At 63.0% G+C, this 18008-nt stretch carries 17 protein-coding genes; 3 read left to right on the top strand and 14 right to left on the bottom strand.

Annotation, left to right across the window (positions count from 1 at the left end; translation table 11 throughout):
- Positions 1-78: 78 nt before the first annotated feature.
- From C4N04_RS18020 to C4N04_RS17970, 11 genes are all read right to left on the bottom strand, one after another.
- Positions 79-1299 carry an efflux RND transporter periplasmic adaptor subunit gene (locus C4N04_RS18020; RefSeq protein ID WP_106796660.1) on the bottom strand — a complete coding sequence of 407 codons (1221 nt, stop codon included), beginning with the start codon at positions 1297-1299 and terminating at the stop codon, positions 79-81.
- A 347-nt stretch (positions 1300-1646) separates the two neighbouring features.
- Positions 1647-2660: an AraC family transcriptional regulator gene (locus C4N04_RS18015; protein WP_106796659.1), complete on the bottom strand. Its 1014-nt coding sequence runs from the start codon at positions 2658-2660 to the stop codon at positions 1647-1649.
- A gap of 127 nt (positions 2661-2787) precedes the next feature.
- Positions 2788-3369: a dienelactone hydrolase family protein gene (locus tag C4N04_RS18010; protein WP_106796658.1), complete on the bottom strand. Its 582-nt coding sequence runs from the start codon at positions 3367-3369 to the stop codon at positions 2788-2790.
- Between the two features lie 106 nt (positions 3370-3475).
- The gene (locus C4N04_RS18005; RefSeq protein ID WP_009989279.1) at positions 3476-3841 is read right to left on the bottom strand and encodes a cytochrome C oxidase subunit IV family protein; all 366 of its coding nucleotides are present in this window, start codon (positions 3839-3841) and stop codon (positions 3476-3478) included.
- 7 nt (positions 3842-3848) lie between these two features.
- Complete coding sequence (locus tag C4N04_RS18000) at positions 3849-4568, bottom strand: heme-copper oxidase subunit III family protein (RefSeq protein WP_106796657.1); 720 nt, start codon at positions 4566-4568, stop codon at positions 3849-3851.
- Positions 4569-4591: 23 nt separating this feature from the next.
- Positions 4592-5302, bottom strand: a complete 711-nt coding sequence (locus C4N04_RS17995; RefSeq protein ID WP_009991021.1) for a cytochrome c oxidase subunit 3 — start codon at positions 5300-5302, stop codon at positions 4592-4594.
- Positions 5299-7068: a cytochrome c oxidase subunit I gene (ctaD, locus tag C4N04_RS17990; protein ID WP_077989401.1), complete on the bottom strand. Its 1770-nt coding sequence runs from the start codon at positions 7066-7068 to the stop codon at positions 5299-5301. Before ctaD ends, C4N04_RS17995 begins: the two co-directional genes overlap by 4 nt.
- 66 nt (positions 7069-7134) lie before the next feature.
- Positions 7135-7944 carry a cytochrome c oxidase subunit II gene (locus C4N04_RS17985; protein WP_009997015.1) on the bottom strand — a complete coding sequence of 270 codons (810 nt, stop codon included), beginning with the start codon at positions 7942-7944 and terminating at the stop codon, positions 7135-7137.
- A 162-nt stretch (positions 7945-8106) separates the two neighbouring features.
- A complete protein-coding gene (locus C4N04_RS17980; RefSeq protein ID WP_009997013.1) occupies positions 8107-8496 on the bottom strand; it encodes a cytochrome c family protein in 390 nt (129 codons plus the stop codon).
- 179 nt (positions 8497-8675) lie between these two features.
- Positions 8676-9599, bottom strand: a complete 924-nt coding sequence (locus C4N04_RS17975; RefSeq protein ID WP_106796656.1) for an MYG1 family protein — start codon at positions 9597-9599, stop codon at positions 8676-8678.
- Between the two features lie 165 nt (positions 9600-9764).
- Positions 9765-10328 carry a hypothetical protein gene (locus C4N04_RS17970; protein WP_106796655.1) on the bottom strand — a complete coding sequence of 188 codons (564 nt, stop codon included), beginning with the start codon at positions 10326-10328 and terminating at the stop codon, positions 9765-9767.
- Positions 10329-10710: 382 nt separating this feature from the next.
- Here C4N04_RS17970 and C4N04_RS17965 point away from each other — a divergent pair, with 382 nt between their 5' ends.
- Entirely contained in the window at positions 10711-12993 is a 2283-nt protein-coding gene (locus C4N04_RS17965) for a hypothetical protein (RefSeq protein WP_106796654.1), read from the top strand.
- A gap of 121 nt (positions 12994-13114) precedes the next feature.
- On the opposite strand, the gene blh is transcribed toward C4N04_RS17965, so the two are convergent.
- Entirely contained in the window at positions 13115-14395 is a 1281-nt protein-coding gene (gene blh / locus C4N04_RS17960) for a bifunctional sulfur transferase/dioxygenase Blh (protein WP_009994892.1), read from the bottom strand.
- 116 nt (positions 14396-14511) lie between these two features.
- Positions 14512-14880: a DsrE family protein gene (locus C4N04_RS17955; RefSeq protein ID WP_009994894.1), complete on the bottom strand. Its 369-nt coding sequence runs from the start codon at positions 14878-14880 to the stop codon at positions 14512-14514.
- Between the two features lie 83 nt (positions 14881-14963).
- Between C4N04_RS17955 and C4N04_RS17950 the strand changes: the two genes are divergently transcribed.
- Positions 14964-15959, top strand: a complete 996-nt coding sequence (locus C4N04_RS17950; protein ID WP_106796653.1) for an AraC family transcriptional regulator — start codon at positions 14964-14966, stop codon at positions 15957-15959.
- Between the two features lie 177 nt (positions 15960-16136).
- Here C4N04_RS17950 and C4N04_RS17945 read toward each other — a convergent pair whose 3' ends face one another.
- Complete coding sequence (locus tag C4N04_RS17945; protein WP_077989404.1) at positions 16137-16553, bottom strand: hypothetical protein; 417 nt, start codon at positions 16551-16553, stop codon at positions 16137-16139.
- Between the two features lie 253 nt (positions 16554-16806).
- On the opposite strand from C4N04_RS17945, the gene ftsZ reads away from it, so the two are divergent.
- Positions 16807-17829: a cell division protein FtsZ gene (ftsZ, locus tag C4N04_RS17940; RefSeq protein WP_106796652.1), complete on the top strand. Its 1023-nt coding sequence runs from the start codon at positions 16807-16809 to the stop codon at positions 17827-17829.
- Positions 17830-18008 lie beyond the last annotated feature (179 nt).

Raw genomic sequence — 18008 nt, 5'->3', positions numbered from 1 at the left:
GCTCCTTGGTGATGGATTGTCGCTATCGCAGAGGCCGCCCTCATCCTGAGGTGCGATCCGCAGGATCGCCTCGAAGGATCATCCTGAGGTGGGTAGGCCAACGGCCGGAGCCTCGAAGGACGGGGGCGGGTGAAGAGCGCCCGCGCTCCCCTCACCCACCACAAGCCGAATGCGCGCCGCCATCGCAGGCCGCATGCCGGAAGGCGGCGACGTAAGCGACAGGCGCAGCGTCACCGTCCCCTTCTCCCGTGATATGACGGGCGCGATCTTCGCCACCTCGACTGCAAAGGGCTGCCCCGGAAAGCCGTCGAGCACCGCCTCGCCTGAGAGGCCCGGCCGCATCAGCGCGATATTGGCTTCGGCCACATCCGCATCGATGACCATCTTCGCCGTATCGGTAATCGCAAGCAGGCTTTCATTCTCCCGCACGCTGTCCTCGCGCGACAACACGGTGTCGCCGACATGCGCGTCGAGCCGCGTCACGGTGCCCGAAATCGGCGCTCGCACGGTCAGCGCCTCGACCTGCTCGCGCGCCCTGTCGATATCGAGCCTGGCCTTGGCGAGATCCTGCCGGGCTTGCTCCGCGCCATTCTCGGCCGTGTCGTAAGTGGTTTTCGCCTCCTCCAGCGCCTGCGCCGACATCGCATCGCGCCCGGCAAGCCGTCCGATGCGCGTGAGGGAAGACCGCGCTTGCACCCGCGCGATATTCCTCGCATCAAGCGCCAGCTTCGCCGCCCGCTCCGATATCTCCGCACCGCGGAGCGCAAACCGGGCGCCGGCATCATCGAGCCGCACCAGCACCTGTCCCGCCACGACCTTGTCGCCCGCCTCGACCTCAACCGTAACGATCCGGCCTTCATATTTGGAAAAGACCGTGGCGACATCGGGCGCCACGACGTAGCCGGAACCGGTAACCTCGCGGGACGGCGCGGCCCTGGTCTTCGCCCCATCGTCGGCCGCAGGCCGCATTCCCTCGACGATCGCACCGCCCCTGGCCGGCACCTCATGAGCGGATATCGCAGGGTGGTCGCCCGCCCCACCCGCAATCGCAGCTTCGATACGCTCCAGCGTCCGAGGTCCATAGAGAGCGACGACCGCCAGCGATGCCGTCGCCGCAAGGACGAACATAGCGCCATGGATCATGCGCCGCTGGGCACGAGGCTCCGGCAGCTCCGTCTCGAAGGCCGCAGGTTCGATCGACAGCGATCTCAGCTGGGCGGCAAGGGTTCGATCATGTTCTGATGTCGTGTTCATACCGGCCAACATCGCCGACCCGGCAGAAATCGCGACCTCGAACACGATCCGGGACGGCCTCGATCGCGATCGTGTACCTGGCAGCGCCCGGCCTCGTCCGTCGAGGCCCCTGCGGGGCACCTCAGCATGAGGGCGGAGAGAAGGCACGGCTTGCCTCACCCAGCGAACGCTGGCGCCCTGCCGCCGAGAGCCGAGCCGCAGGGCGCACCAATCAGCCCTCATAGTGAGGAGGCCCACAGGGCCGTCTCGAACCACTAGGGCGGGTGGCTGGGCGCTACAGCCCTCCATTTGCCGATGAAACGCCAGTGGCCGCCCTCGTCCTTCGAGGCCCCTGCGGGGCGCCTCAGGATGAGGGCGGAGAGAGGTCGAGGCTCACGAACCCTCGTATTAGTCTACCCCTCCGCCTTCTTCTGCCGCCAGGCAAGTGGCGTCATATCCGTCACCCGGCGGAATTCGCGATTGAAGTTGGACTTGGTCTGGAAGCCGACGTCGAACATCACGTCGGTCACCGATTTCTCGGTGGCCGAAAGCAGGCGGCAGGCTTCGCCGATCCTGTAATCGTTGACATATTGTGAGACGTTCTTGTCCATCGCCCGGTTGATCGCCGCCGAGATCTGGCGCGCGGGGATGCCGGCCTTGCGGGCGAGCCGGTCGAGATTGAGATTGGCGTCGCGATAAAGTTTCCTTGTCTCCATCAGCGCGTCCACGGTAGCGATCGTCTCCTTGTCTTCGCTCGCCTCCGGCCTCGCCGCCGCCTCCGCCGTTTCGGCCGGCGCCCGGCTTCGGCTGGCAGCCGCCGCCGCGGTTGCGAGAATGACGAGGGCGGCGAGATTGCCGAGGCTGATCACGGTCAGCGCGTGCTCGCCATGTGCCCAGGTGAAGTCGAAGAAGACGAAGGTATCGACCGCGGCCGACAGGCAGAGCGCCGCCGCCGCGAAGATGATGGCCCGATAGGCCGGCACCGCTCCCTCGAAAGGCGCGAGCCGAAGCGCATCTGCGCCCGGGCGCATCAGCAGCAGGATCGCCAGGGCGTACCCGACGAAGATCAGCACCAGCGCAATGTCGATCGCCTCCCGCCAGAACGCCACCAGCAGCAGTATGAGGACGGCAGGCACGGCATGCAGCCCCAGCCGTCCCGCAAGCGGCCGCCAGCTCGTCCTCACCAGCCTGGAAACGCCGGCATAGGCGAGCGGCGGCACCGTCGCCGCGATGACGGGAGCGATCACGCCGACCGCCTGCATCCCATAGCCCCAACGCAAGCCGGAGAGGATGGATTGCAGCGCGCTCAGCAGGATCAGCACCAGAAACGGCCGGTTGGGTTGGCCCTCCTCGTCGCGTCTGAGGACGACGACGAAGAGGATGAGCAGAAGGAGGGCGACGACGAAGGGAAGCGGAATGAACAGCATGGCCTGGCGGGATCGGGGTCACGGATAGGTGCCATCATTGCCGACATCGTCGCGCGACGCGACCTCCATCGTGTTTTAGAACGCGTTTTCAGGAGAAATTCTTTTGAATTGGCCGCCGCCGGCCGAGCTAGACGCGTTGCAGGAATGCAAGCACGCGCGCCGTGAGGAGCGCGGTCGCATCCGCGTCATAGGACGCAAGCGAGCTATCGGCGAAATAGTGCTGGTCGCCGGGGTAGAGAAAGAGCTCCGCGTCCGCGACCTTCTCGACGATCTCGCGAGCCGCATCGATGTCGCCCTCGCCGACGAAGATCGGGTCGTTGTCCATGCCGTGGATCTGCACCGCCACACCATCGGGCCAGGGTCCGAAGGCCCATTCGCCGCTTATCGGCAGGCAGGAATAGAAAAGCAGAGCACCACGGGCTCCTGGCCGTGTTTGGGCCAGCTTCTGCGCCGGCAGCACGCCGAATGAAAAGCCGGCATAGACAAGTTCGGCAGGCAGTTCGTCGGCAATCCGCACGCCGCGTTCCCGGATGGCGTGGAATCCGATCTCGCCGATATAGCCGAGCCCCTCCTCGATGCTTCCGAATGTGCGTCCGTCGAACAGGTCAGGCGTGTGCACGATATGGCCTGCAGCCCTGATATCATCGGCGAAGGCGCGCACTCCAGGCGTCAGCCCCTGTGCGTGATGGAACAGCAAGATTTCAGCCATAGGCGCCCCCGGGCGAGATGTCGGCACATTTTGATAAAAGTTCGAAGCAGTCCGGATTGAGCGGGCGGCAGTCGGCGATGTCGCACCTCTGTTCCGAAGACCGGTTCTACGGCGTCGCGCCGAAGAAAGCGAGCCGAGTGAAGATGGTATACTGCGATTCCGATACCATCAGCGCAACGAAGACCAGCACCAGCACCGGCGGCAGCAGGATGGCGTAGACGAGCGCCAGCCGTTCCCAGGCCATGTGCATGAAGACGGCGACGATCAGCCCCGCCTTCAGCATCATGAATACCAGGATCAGCGTCCACCTGAGATAACCCTGGATCCCGAGATAATCGACCATGTAGGAAAGGGCGCTGAGCACGAAGAGCAGGCCCCAGACGAAGAGATAGAGCCGGATCGGGTGCTGTTGCCCGCTATGTGCCTGTACATGCACCGTCTGGCTTTGCCCATGCGCCGTTGTCTCGCTCATGACGACCTCACCACAGATAGAAAAACGCGAAGATGAAGACCCAGACCAGGTCGACGAAGTGCCAGTAAAGACCCATGATCTCGACGGCCTCGTATTGGCCTCTCCGGCTGGTGAAGAAGCCGCGCCGCTCCACGTCGAAATCGCCGCGCAAGACCTTGCGGGCGACGATGAGGAGGAAGATGACGCCGATCGTGACGTGGGTGCCGTGAAAGCCGGTGATCATGAAGAAGGTCGAGCCGAACTGTGCCGCCCCCCATGGATTCTCCCAGGGGCGCACGCCTTCGGTGATCAGCTTGGTCCATTCGAAGGCCTGCATGCCGACGAAACATGCCCCGAGAAGCGCTGTCAGCAGCATCAGGACGGCGGTCCTGCCGCGGTCGCGGCGATAGCCGAAATTGACCGCCATCGCCATGGTGCCGCTGCTCGAGATCAGCACGAAGGTCATGATCGCGATCAGGATCAGCGGCACGTCCTGGCCGCCGATATGCAGCGCGAAGACCTCGCTCGGATTGGGCCAGGCAACGGGCGTCGACATGCGGGCGGTCATATAGGCGAGCAGGAAACAGCCGAAGACGAAAGTGTCGCTGAGCAGAAATATCCACATCATCGCCTTGCCCCAGGAGGCGGTCTTGAAGGCGCGCTGGTCCGAGGCGAAATCGGCGGCGACGCCGCGCAAGCCGACCGGCCTGAGACCCGGCTCGCCGTGTGTCTGGACAGGATGTGCCATCTGCAATTCTCCCGGTTGCGCCCCTAGCTCAGCAATGTGCGGCAGAGATCGACGAAATCATTCGCCCACCCGGCAAAGAGCACAAACAGCAGCAGCCAGACGGCAAGCATGAAATGCGAATAGATCGCCGAAAGGTCGACGCTGAGGCTGAGCCTGTCCGACGCGATGTCGGTCGCGAAAGCGCGCAGGGTCGTGTGACCCAGCACCGCCAGCCCGCCGAGAATGTGCAGGCCGTGCAGACCGGTCAACATATAGAAGAAACTGTTGGCGGGATTGTCGGCCAGCACGTATCCAGCCGCCGTCAGCTCGCGCCATGCCTGGATCTGTCCGGCGAGAAAGAGGACGGCAAGAGCAAATGCGACGGCAAGCGCCGGCCGCAGGCGTTCCACGCGGCCATGCAGCGCTTCGCGTCTGGCCCATTGCAGCGCGGCGCTGCTCAGGGCGAGTGCCGCCGTGTTGACCCAGAGCAGACGCGGAACCGGCGTCGCCCACCAGTCCGCCGACGCTGCACGCATGAAATAGGCGCTGACGGCAAGGCTGAAGACGGCACCGACGACGCCAAGAAATACGAAGAGACCGATCTTAACCGCCGGCGCGGGCCGCTCAGTGCCGACGTGATCCGGCAGCTGCACCGAGCCGGTTTCGAGCCAGGGCTTCGAGGTCAGCCGCTGCCCCGCCAACCACCAGATGATGATGGCGGCGATGGCCGCGAGGAAGATCAGCGTGACGTTCATGTCGGACGCTCCCGTGTGACGTCGCCGCTTGCCGGCACCGTCTGCGGAATGAAATCCTCTGCGGCACCAGGCACGCTGTAATCATAGGCCCAGCGATAGACCACAGGCAGGTCCTTGCCCCAGTTGCCGTGCGCCGGCGGCGTCTGCGGCGTCTGCCATTCGAGCGTCGTCGCCCGCCACGGATTGCCGCCCGCCTCTCTGCCCCGGAAAAGGCTCCAGACCAGATTGAACAGGAAGACCACCTGCCCGGCCCCGACGACGAGCGCCATGACCGATATGAAAATGTTCAGCGTATGCGCCGAAGGCGGAACGAAGGCCGCCTCTCCCATCTCGAAATAGCGGCGCGGCACGCCGAGCAGGCCGAGATAATGCATCGGAAAGAAGATCGCATAGGTGCCCAGGAAGGTGATCCAGAAGTGGATATGGCCGAGCACGTCGTTCAACATGCGTCCCGTCACCTTCGGATACCAGTGATAGATCGCCCCGAAGATGACGAGGATCGGCGCGACACCCATCACCATGTGGAAATGCGCGACGACGAACATCGTATCCGACAGCGGCACGTCGACGACGACATTGCCGAGGAAGAGGCCGGTCAGGCCGCCATTGACGAAGGTGACGATGAAGGCGAGCGCAAACAGCATCGGCAGCGTCAGGTGGATATCGCCGCGCCAGAGCGTCAGCACCCAGTTATAGACCTTGATCGCTGTCGGGACGGCGATGATCAGCGTCGTGGTGGCAAAGAAGAAGCCGAAGGCGGGGTTCATGCCGCTGACATACATGTGGTGGGCCCAGACGACGAAGCTCAAGCCGCCGATGATGACGATCGCCCAGACCATCATGCGGTAGCCGAAGATATTCTTGCGCGCATGCGTGCTGATCAGGTCCGAAACGATGCCGAAGGCTGGCAGCGCGACGATATAGACCTCGGGATGCCCGAAGAACCAGAACAGGTGCTGGAACAGGATCGGGCTGCCGCCGCCATGCTGCAGCTGCGTGCCCATTTCGACGATGGCGGGCATGAAGAAGCTGGTGCCGAGCAGGCGGTCGAACATCATCATCACGCAGGCGACGAAGAGGGCGGGAAAGGCCAAGAGCGCCATGACGGTCGCGGTGAAGATGCCCCAGACGGTGAGCGGCATCCGCATCAGCGTCATGCCGCGCGCCCGCCCCTGCAGCACGGTCACCACATAGTTCAGCCCGCCCATGGTAAAGCCGATGATGAAGACGATCAGCGAGGTGAGCATCAGCAGGATGCCCCAGTCCCTGCCGCCTGGTGTGCCTGAGAGAACCGCCTGCGGCGGATAAAGCGTCCAGCCTGCCCCCGTCGGGCCGCCGGGGACGAAAAAGCCTGCGGCGAGGATCAGCACCGCCACCAAATAAATCCAGTAGCTCAGCATGTTGGCGTAGGGAAACACCATGTCGCGGGCGCCGACCATCAGCGGAATGAGGTAATTGCCGAAGCCGCCGAGGAAGAGCGCGGTCAGGAGATAGATCACCATGATCATTCCGTGCATGGTGATGAACTGGTAATAATGATCGGCATCGATGAAGGTGAAATAGCCGGGAAAGGCAAGCTGGATCCGCATCAGCCAGGAGAGCACCAGCGCCACCAGGCCGATCGCGATCGCCGTCAGTGAATATTGTACGGCGATGATCTTGGCGTCCTGGCTGAACACATATTTCGTCCACCAGCTGTGTGGATGGTAAAGTTCGACATCCTCGACTTCGGCGGATGGGATGCTGCCGGATGGAATCTCGACCATGATCTCTCTTCCCTTTCCCCGCTGGTTCCCTGAACCGGCTTGCGGCCTCCGGCCGTCCTGGTCGCGTCAGTTCGCCGGCCCAGCCGACGCCGTCAGCTGGGTGAATGTCTGCTGTTGCCCGAGCCAGGTCTGATAATCCGCGTCGCTTTCGACGACGACAGTGCCGCGCATTTGCGGATGGCCGACGCCGCAGAGTTCGGCGCAGAGGATGTCGAAGGTCCCCGTCCGCGTTGGCGTGAACCAGAAATAGGTGATCATGCCGGGGATCATGTCCATCTTGGCGCGGAACTCCGGCACGTAGAAATCATGGAGCACATCGACGGAGCGCAGCAAAATGTGCACCGGTTTGCCGATCGGCAGATGCAGCTCGCCGCCCTCGATGATGACATCGTCGAGGCCGCTTGCATCGTTCTTGTCGAGACCGAGCGGGTTTTCCGGGCTGACGTCGCGCGTCTCGGCACGGCCGAGTTTTCCGTCCGCTCCCGGCAGACGGAAGCTCCACAGCCATTGTTGGCTGACGACCTCGACCGATGCGGCATCGGCAGGCACCGATATGAACTGGTTCCACACGATGAGGCCGGGCGCCAGCATCGCCGCGACGCCGACCGCAGTTCCAGATGCCAGCAGCACCTCCAGCTTGCGGTTTTCAGGCTCGTAATGCGCCTTGTTGCCCGGCCTGTGCCGGAAGCGGAAGACGCAATAGGCCATGAACGAAACCACCGCCACGAAGACGATGCCGGTGATCCAGAAGGTGATGACAAGGGTAGTGTCGATATAGGTCCAGTTGGACGCGATCGGCGTCCACCACCACGGGCTCAGCACATGAAACAGCACGGAGCCGACGACAATCAGGACGAGGATCAGCACGACAGCCATTTCCGCTCCTCCTCGAGCAGGTTGACCCGTGAAACCGCATTCCGCAAAAAGTCCGTGTTTATTATCGCACAGATAGAAAATATCGCAATTAAGGCGATTTAGCCATTCGTCGCCGGCCGCGAACCCGTCATTCGGAGTATTGCCGTCTGGGATTCTTGCCCGTCACTGCGAATATTGTTTGAGATAGGCGATGAGATCGGTGATCTCCTTTTCGTCCTTCACGCCGACAAAGGCCATCTTCGTGCCCTTCACCTTCGCCTTCGGATTGTGCAGATATTCGCGCAACACCGTCTCGTCCCAGACGAGACCGCCTTCGCCGGCCGCCTTCATTCCGGCCGAGTAGGCGAAATTGGGATGCGTCCCGGCCTTCCTGCCGAACAGTTTGTTCAGAGACGGGCCGACCTTGTTCGTATCTGAATCGACGACATGACAGGTCGCGCACTTCTTGAAAACAACGGCGCCCGCCGCAGCGTCGCCCTCCTGCGCCCCGGCGTTAGCGGGAGCAAAGGCAGTCACAGCTGCACCAATCAGCAGAACGACACGATAATCCATGGCAAACCTCATCCTCCTCAAGGTCGCCAGCCACTCACACCGTCCACTATCTCTCGCGTGTGGGTGGTGGTTGATATAGCAGGAAGATTAGTCCTTCGCGGATGCAAGTCAATCGCTTCCACGGTTGGAATGACCTGAACGCATTTGATATCAGGTAGATCCGACGCGGATAACGGCCGCTACACCCCGATCGAAAGAGCCTCCTTGACCGCCAACTCGGCCATGGCAAGCGCCGCCTCGCGGCTCCTGGCGGCGGCGATGAAGCGGCCGTTATGGCAGAAGCTCGCGCCCTCTATGCCGCAAACCGCCGCCAGCTCTCCATTGGCAAGACCGGCCCAGGCTGCAGGCAGGTCGGCCCTGAGCTCGAACCCCTCCTCGGCGCGGCGGATGCCGGTTACGCACCAATCCTTTTCGCGCGGGTGGACGACGAACAGCAGGTGATCGGCACCGGCCTTGACGATAGCAGGACGGAAGGGCATCCCCCTCGGCAGTTCCAGAATATGGCCCTGCCCCGCAGCCTTGATAGCCTCGTGCACGATCGCCTCGGCCCGCAATTTTGCAGCGGTCTGAGCGATCTTGGCCTCGACGAAACTGCGGGCAATGGCAAGGGCCGCGTGGAAGGCGCGATCGTCGGCATCCGGCTCCGCTTCGTCGAAAACCGGTTTCAGGGTCTCGAGCAGCGCCGGCAGCGTCAGGCCCGCCAATGGCCCCGAGGGGCTAAGCGCGCCATTGTCGGTCAGGTCGATCGGCAGCACGAAGCTCGCATCGAAAGAGCCGTGCAAGGCTTCGACGTGGTCTGCGGGAAGGCCGCAAGCAGCGAGATAGTCGCGGCCGTAATGTTTCCAGATCAGGCCGAACGAGCTGTAGGGCTGGCCATCGTCGCGCAACGGCGCGCCGCGCTGGTGATGATCGAATATGCCGGCATCGGCGTCATAAACTCCGCCGACATCATAGATGATCCGGTCCTGCCCTGGCGTGATCCACTCCGGCGCCCGGCTGCGGATCAGGCGCGCCTGCGGGAAAAGCCGGGTCAGGATGACGCTCGACAGCAGTTCGTCGGCATGGAAACCACCGGAATGGGTGACGAGAAAATCGGGGATCATGGGAGCTATGCGCCTTGTCGTTCGCGGCCGGTCCGCTTGCGGGTCGGAACCAGATAGCCGTTGCCGACCATGATCTCAACCCATCTTCGCGCATTGCTGAGGGCGCCGGCCCGTTGCGAAGGCGCGCAGCAGTTTTGGACCGACGACAAGTGTGGAGACGAAGACCTAAAGCAGTGCCGGTGCCGGCTGTGCCGCGACAAGCGCGCGGCTAGCCGCCGCGCCGGCATGCAGGCAGATGAGTCCGACCGCGGCCAGAGAATTGATCAAAAGAACCTCGGCCACAACAGCTGCCGAAAACGCCCCGTCGCCGGACGGAAGCACCGCCGTTGCGGCAAAAAGCACGCCCTCATAGGCGATGAAGCCGGCAAGGAAGGCGCCCGACATCGTGACGGTGAGACCGGCCGCAAGGCGCAGCACGAAAAGCGCTGCTGTAAGTGATGCGAAAGCCGCAATCCCGATCGCAAGCCCCCAGGCGTAGCTTTCCCAGGTCTCGGGATAATCGAGCACGAGATACCCGACCATCTGGTTGGCGAGCCAAGCAAGCAGCACCGCCGCCACCGCCATCCGCCGCGGCAGCACAACCGCCGAAACCGCCGAAAGCGCCACGAAGGGTGTGACGCAGGCAAAAAACAGGCTGAGAACCACGCTCGCACCGGCAATGACGACAACCCAGGCGACCGCCAAACCAGGCACGGCAGGGCGCAGGGGAAGCTGATTTCGTTCGAGCATCGTAGACTCCCTTCAACCACTGGGAATAATAGCCGAACTGCGCGAAAAGACTAGCGAGGCCGGATCGCGACGAGATTAATATGTAAGGCACGGACGTCGCCGGAGGAAGCACGAGGCCGCCGCGGGATATCGGAACAATCCCCGCCTCCAATGCCCGGCGCCGACGCCGGCAATACCTGGGGGCACCACCTGCACCATATCAGTACAGCGCCTCGCAACACGGCATCCCTCCTGAGAAGGCGCGCAGAACCACGGCAGCGATTTGAGAACCATTCATATCGAAAATGAAACACGTTATGGTATTATATTTTGAAGACACCTGCGATGGCTGTAGGCTCCTCACCGTGAAGAATTGTAAGATCTCACCGTTTCGGAGGCCATCATGACCAGTTGGTATTTCATCCAGACCGCCTCCGGCACGGACGGCGTCAGCTATGGTCTCAACGTCCAGGGCGCCGGCAGCGCACCCGGAACGCCGATCATAACTTGGGGCTGGCAGGGCGGGGCCGATAACGAGCTCTGGGCGATCGGCGACGACGGCTCGGTGGTGAGCGCGCTCGGTTCCGGCCTATATCTCGCTCCGTCGCCGGAGGGAAGCGGCCTCGTCATCTCGGCGACGCCCGCCTACTGGTCATTCACCGCGCAGGGCACCATCGCCGCCGAGGACGGGTCCGTAATAACGGCAGCCTCGGCCGAGCCGCTCCAGGGAGCGCTGGTCCAGCTTTCGCCGGCCGAGGACGGTCCGCCGGCGACGCAATCCTGGTGGACGGCCCCGAACATGCAGGCGATCCAGCAGCAATTCAGCGCCTGGCGCTACATCGTCAGCAATCTTACCGACGGTGACGGCACGACCTTCGTGCTGAATGTCAAGGGCGCCGACGAAAGCCCAGGCACGGATGTTATCGTCTGGCAGCTCGAGGCGGATTCGAGCAATTCGATGTGGCAGATCACCAGCGACGGCCGCATTCTCAGCGCCATGAACCGGTCGCTGCTGCTCGGAGCGGCGGAAAGCGACGGCGGCCCCGTCGTCATTCAGTCGGCGCTCAGCCCTGAGAGCGGCCAGACCTGGAACTTCGGCCCTTCCGGCGTGATCGGCAATCCGGACACCGGCCTTTCCCTCGGCATTGATGGCCAGCCGGATTCGCTGCAGCCGGGAACGGGGCCGTTGGCTGTCATCGGTGCGGCCGGGGGCTCCGATCCGCCGGCGAGTTTCCAATGGCAACTGGCGCCGGACAATCCACTGAACACGATCGTGATGCAGAGCCCGCAGCCGTTCCCGGCTTTCTTGGATGAGGAGGCCTCGGTCTATGCCTATATCATGAACGCCCTCGGCATCGCCGACATCCGCAGCGAATATGCCAACCTCACCATCTCACTTTCGGATTTGCACACGACGATCAGTACCATGCCCTGCCCGCCGGAGCTGGACCAGACCGCCTGGAATGCCGTGGTGGCCGAGCTGGGAGAGGAGATCACCCGGGCCGACAGCGTACGCCAGTTCTTCGACGAATTCCGCGCCTACCAGACAAGCCTTCAGACGAGCTGCACCGATCGTGGGCTCGCCATCGGCACACTTGCCGGGTTGGAGGAGGGCAGCAGCATGAGCATCGGCGGCCTGATCCTGTCGGTTTTCGAAGGCATCCTCTATACCGTGCTGGAAGCGGTTCCGGGCGGAGAAGAGGCCGTATCGACGGCATCGATCATCGGCAATGTGATGGAGGGATGCATTAACGTCGCCACCAACGCCGCCAACGTCAGCACCACGATTTCGGCGGACCCGTTCCAAGTGGCATACGCCAAATTGTGGGACGACATTGGGACGGCCTTCCAATCGACGACGGACGCCGCCGGCCTGATGGAAACCATCATCCTCTCCGACTGGGGCAAGATGCAGGCCTTCTATGCCGCGTCGATGGCGACCGGGCCGAACACGCTGAGCTGGCCTTCCGGACAGACCGCAACGCTGGTCGACAATTCACTTCCCGGTTTCGAGATCTCCGCCCTGCAGATGCTGCTGCCGGCCAAGTTCCAGATCTATTTCTACTACCAGAACGACGACAGCCCCGTGAACGGCGTACCGAGCGAAGCGCAGTGGGTCACGCCGGGCGGCGGCGGTACCTGGGTGAAATACTGGATCGCGGGGCAGGATAGTTGGGAGGCCTATCCCGACAGCGATTTGATGCAACAACATGTATGGGGCAACGGCGTTGCTCGGTCCGACTTCTTCCAGTCCTGCAACGGTTGGGGCTTTGCCACCTCCTATTGGGAAGGCACGCACAATGTCGTCCTGACGATCTGCAACCAGACGCCCAATGTGCTGACAGTCGGCTATGAAGTCATCGACGGGAGCGGCGCTTTTCTTCGGCCGAGCCTGCTGCCTGGAGTGAGCACGGCGCCCTTGCCGCCCTACGGCTCGGATACGCTGCTAGCCACGTCGCGCATGTATCTGGATGCGCCGATATGGGTCAAGGATCAGTCCGGCAACTTGATCGCGGAACTGGTCGTCAATCGCGATCCGAACGGCTTCCAGGCCGGCGATGTCTGGATATCGAACCAGGCGACCAGCGGCGGCTACAGCCTTTCCTCCCCGATCTGCAACAGTGGCGACATCATCGACAAATGTAGCGGTGCGGCCCAGATCACGATCTTCTGGTCCGGATCGTGAGATAATGCCTGCGCATTCCCGTGCCCTCAGGCTTCGCCCTAGGGATGCCGCAGGAACCTAGCGTGCCCCAGTCCTTGGACACGGGGAACTCCTTTCTCAAAGTGTCTCTCGACCGTCAACCCTACAACGCATCCAGCGGTATCTTCAGATATCGCCGCCCGTTCCCCTCCGGCTCCGGCAGCCGCCCGCCGCGGAGATTGACCTGCAGCGCGTGCAGCATCAGCTTCGGTTTCGGCAGTGTGCGGTCGCGCGCTTGCCTGAGTGCCACGTAGGCGGCTTCGTCCTTGCCTGCTATGTGGGGATTGTCGCGTTTCTGGGCTGCGACCGTGCTCTCCCAGCGCGGGTGACGCCCGTTAGGCTGGTAGTCGTGACCGGAAAAGAGGCGGGTCTCGTCTGGCAGCGACAGGATCGCCTGGATCGAACTCCACAGAGCGGCCGCGCTGCCGCCGGGGAAATCCGTGCGCGCCGTGCCGGAATCCGGCATGAACACCGTGTCGTGCACGAATGCGGCGTCGCCGACCAGATAAGTGACGGAAGCGAGCGTGTGGCCGGGCGAAAACATAACGCGAGCTTCAAGCCCGCCGATCTCGAACCTGTCGCCATCGGCAAACAGCCGGTCCCATTGCGAGCCGTCTGTTGCGAGAGCCGGCCAGTTATAGATCTCCTTCCAGAGCCTCTGCACCTCGGTGACCTGGGCACCGATGGCTATCGGCGCGCCGGTCTTTCCCTTGATGTAATGGGCGGCGGAAAAATGGTCGGCATGCGGATGCGTGTCGAGGATCCACGCGACCGCCAGCCCCCGGCTTTCGATGTCGGCAAGGATGGCATCGGCGCTTGACGTGCCCGTCGCCCCCGAGGTCTCGTCGAAGTCGAGCACAGGGTCGATGATGGCGCAGCGTCCCATGGCGGCATCGGCAACGACATATTGCACGCTCCATGTGGCGGGATGGAAGAAGGCCTTCACATCCGCCGTCTGCGCCGCTCGCCTCTCCAGCCAGCGGCGCGCGCCGGCAAGATCGAAACCGAGGCTTTGGCCGAAGAGCTCGACATCGCCGGGCTCCATGCGCCCGTCGAGCACCTCACCCAGCGTATAAAGTGTCAGCGCCCGTATGCCGCTCTTGCAATGGGCGACGACAGGCCCCTTCGCCTCGGCCATCGCCGCCTGAAAGGCGCGTATATCTGCCTCGGTGATCTCGCTCCCCTTCACCGGCACGAAGCTATAGGAAAGCCCAGCGGCGGTGGCGGCAGCCTTTTCCGCCAAATTGCCCGGCTGCCCCGGCTCCTCGCCATCTGGCCGGGCATTGATGACGGCGGCAAAACCTTCGGCCGCGAAAGCGGCAAGGCCGGCGGCATCGGGCTGCCCCGCCACCGATATCAGCTCATTGACCCTCACGGATGTCATTGAAGCCTCCGCACCGCCCTCATCACGCTTCATCACATGTATAAGTGTACAATCTCACGAGTATATTGCCGAATGCAAGAATAGTGCTGGCATATGCTCCCACCCGGTCTGACTGATCAAAACGACAGCGTCGCGGCACCTTGCCTGATCTCGGCATGCATGGCGCTGGCGCCGACGATGACGACGCCATCGAGCAGGTCCTCCTGCGTATAGCCGCGCGAAGCCACACAGGGCGGGCATGCCCAGATTGAGCCGCCGCGCTGCTGGAAATTCTCAATCAATGTCGAGAGCGGATCGAGCGGCGGCACATGCGTCATCCGCTGGCCGCTCTTGCGCACCAGGTCGATCCCGGTACTGGTGAGGAACACCGAAACCTTGAGCCCGGCGGTAATCCCGCCATTGGCTATGGTGAAGGCGACGGAGGAAAGTTCGGATTCGATGCCCTTCGTGACGAGCACGACCAGTTTATCGCTTTGGCTTTGCATAGTATTCTCCCAGTTGAATTCAAGATTGCTTGGACTGAACGCGACCATGATAGGAGGGTGCGCCGCGCGCGTATTTGGCCGGAATGCGTGAAGCCTTGTCCGAAAATCCAGGTACTGAGGGCGGCGTCACCCGTGATGACGTGCTGTCGGCGCTGCTTTCGACGATCCGTCTTTCGGGATCACTGCAGTTCTGCTTCATGCCGACTGGCGATTGGCAGACCGATGCCGCGCCGTCGCTTGCAGGCCTCTCGGCAAGTGCTACGGGCACCATGCCGTTCCATATCGTCGTGGCGGGCAGTTGCTGGTTGAAAGCGGAAGACGAAGAGACCGATCTGGAAGCCGGCGACGTCCTAGTCTTTCCCTTCGGCACCGGACATCAGCTGGGTGTGGGAAAAAATGGCACGCTGGTGCTGCCGACCCGCGACTTGCCGCAGAAGCCGTGGCGGGAGATTCCGGTGCTGCGCTATGGCGAGGCGGCGCAAAGCGTGCGGCTGCTCTGCGGCTATCTGCAATGGGATGGGCTGAGCTTTGCGCCGCTGCGCCAGGCGCTGCCGAAAATGATCCATGTCAGGACGCGGGCGGCCAATGATCGCGACTGGCTGCGCGCCACTATCCGCCAGATGGTCGAGGAGGTCGATAGCCCGCGCGCCGGCGGCATCTCGATGCTGCCGCGGTTGACCGAAATCATCTTCATCGAGATCCTGCGCCATCAGATCATGATGGCCAAACCTCACGCGATTGGCTTGCTGGCAGCGCTGGCCGACCCTGCGCTCTCGCGCTGCCTCTCCCTGATCCACGACGATCCCAGGCGTGACTGGTCGCTGGAGCTGCTGGCCGCAGCATCGGGATCGTCGCGCAGCGCGCTCGCCGAACGCTTTCAAACGATGCTTGCGACATCGCCGATCCGCTATATCAGAGACTGGCGGCTCTATCTGGCAAGCGTGGCACTGGCCACGACAAGCCAGCCGATTGCAGCGATCGCCTATGACGCCGGCTACGCCACCGAAGCTGCCTTCAACCGCGCCTTCTCCCGCGCCTTCGCTCAGCCACCGGCCGCTTGGCGGGCGGCGCACTGCTGAACACGGATCCAGTCGACGCATCCCGCATCTCACCCTCGCCCTCTGACAAGAAACCGAAGCTGGCGCGAGGCTTGGGCGGTCAATGCTTTCAACCACGCGGCAACGTCCGCTGCATCGAGTTCGAGCAGTAGCGATCAGTTGCCTTCGCCGGTCGGCAAACGCGACTGCCGAAAAAGGCTAGTTCTGGCCCTGCAGGCGATCAATCACCTCCAGCAGCAGGTCGGAACAGGCTTTCATCGGTTCGTCCTCGGCGCATTTCAGATCGATCCGTGTGTTTCCGTCCTCAATCTGGAAATGGGCGGCCTTCGACGGCCGCGGCATGCGATGGCCGCGGAAATCTCGGAAACCCATGTCGCCCTTCGAACCGTGCCACCGGTAGTCCGGGCGATCTCCGGACCGTGCATTCGGGCTGCCCATCATCCGCTCGTCATCATCGGGAGCGGGCTGAGCCGGCGGGGCTGGCGGCGGCGGAGGCGAGCTAGGCTCGGTCGCGGTGGGTGGCGTTGCGGCGGAAGGTGGAGGTGGCGATTGTTGTGCGAAGGTGGAGCCGGTAAGCGCGGCAAGGACAATGCCTGATAGGAGAACTCTTTGCATCGGTCGGTCCTTTCGGAGAAGTGAGGCATGTCTGTAAACACCGAGGCAGGCCTTTGGTTCACACTCTCTCGAAGCTTCTGATCGAAATCCGCAAGAGCGTGGTGGCAATCTTCATCAGGGCAACAATCACAGGTGTGTCGCCGCCCCGGACGTCTTTCGCCTCGCCTCCGCCTTGTTGCGCGTTTATCCTCACTGTCGATTCGCTGTCCGCGACGAGGGCGCGGCGCAAGATTGCATCATTAAGGAGAGTGCGATGACGGACGCCAAGAGCGGCATTTCGGGACTACGGCCGCATATTACGGTTATCGGCGTCGGCGGGGGCGGCGGCAACGCCATCAATAACATGATTGCGGAAAAGCTGGCGGGCGTCGAGTTCGTCGCCGCAAATACGGACGCCCAGGTTCTCGCCACCTCAAAGGCGTCGCGCCGGATTCAGCTCGGCGCGAATGTGACGGAGGGCTTGGGTGCCGGTTCGCTGCCTGAGGTTGGTCATGCAGCCGCCGAGGAGTCGATCGACGAGATCATGGATCACCTGGCCGGCTCGCATATGTGTTTCGTCACCGCCGGCATGGGCGGCGGTACGGGCACCGGCGCAGCCCCCGTCATCGCGCGTGCGGCACGCGCGGCCGGGATCCTGACGGTCGGCGTCGTCACCAAGCCCTTCACGTTCGAGGGCAATCGCCGCATGCGGACGGCGGAAGTCGGCATCGAGGCGCTTCGGCAGGCCGCCGATACCGTCATCGTCATCCCCAATCAAAACCTCTTCCGCATCGCGGACGCAAAAACCACCTTCGCCGATGCCTTCATGACGGCCGACCGCGTGCTCTTTGCCGGCGTCGGCTGCATCACCGATCTCATCGTCAAGGAAGGCCTGATCAACCTCGATTTTGCCGACGTGAAGTCGGTCATGCAAGGCATGGGCCGCGCCATGATGGGCACCGGCGAAGCCGCCGGCGAAAGCCGGGCGATGAAGGCGGCGGAAGCGGCAATCGCCAACCCGCTTCTCGACGATATCTCGATGAAGGGCGCCAGGGGCGTGCTGATCTCGATCTCCGGCGGGTCTGATATGACGCTCTTCGAGGTCGACGAGGCGGCAAGCCGCATTCGCGACGAAGTACAGGACGACGCCGATATCGTCGTCGGCGCGATCTTCGACCGCAGCCTGGACGGCAGGTTCCGCGTTTCAGTCGTGGCGACCGGCCTGGAAGCCAGCGCTGCCCCCATATCCCCGAGCACCCACCCGACCGAGCAAGTCCAGACGCGCACGCTGCAATAGCACGGCCGCAGTATCCTGACTTTCTCACGCCGGCTCCGGCCGGACAAACGTCGCTCCGCCGTATAAAGAACGGGACGGGGCGACGTCACCATCAGATGTTGTGCACCACGGAGATTTCGTCGGTCATGCTCCTCATCTATGCGCCCGGATCGCAGACGATGAAGGATGCCCGGGCCTAA

The organism is Rhizobium sp. H4 (genome assembly GCF_003013335.1).
Lineage (GTDB): Bacteria > Pseudomonadota > Alphaproteobacteria > Rhizobiales > Rhizobiaceae > Rhizobium > Rhizobium sophoriradicis.
This window is presented reverse-complemented; position numbering and strand designations above follow the sequence as displayed.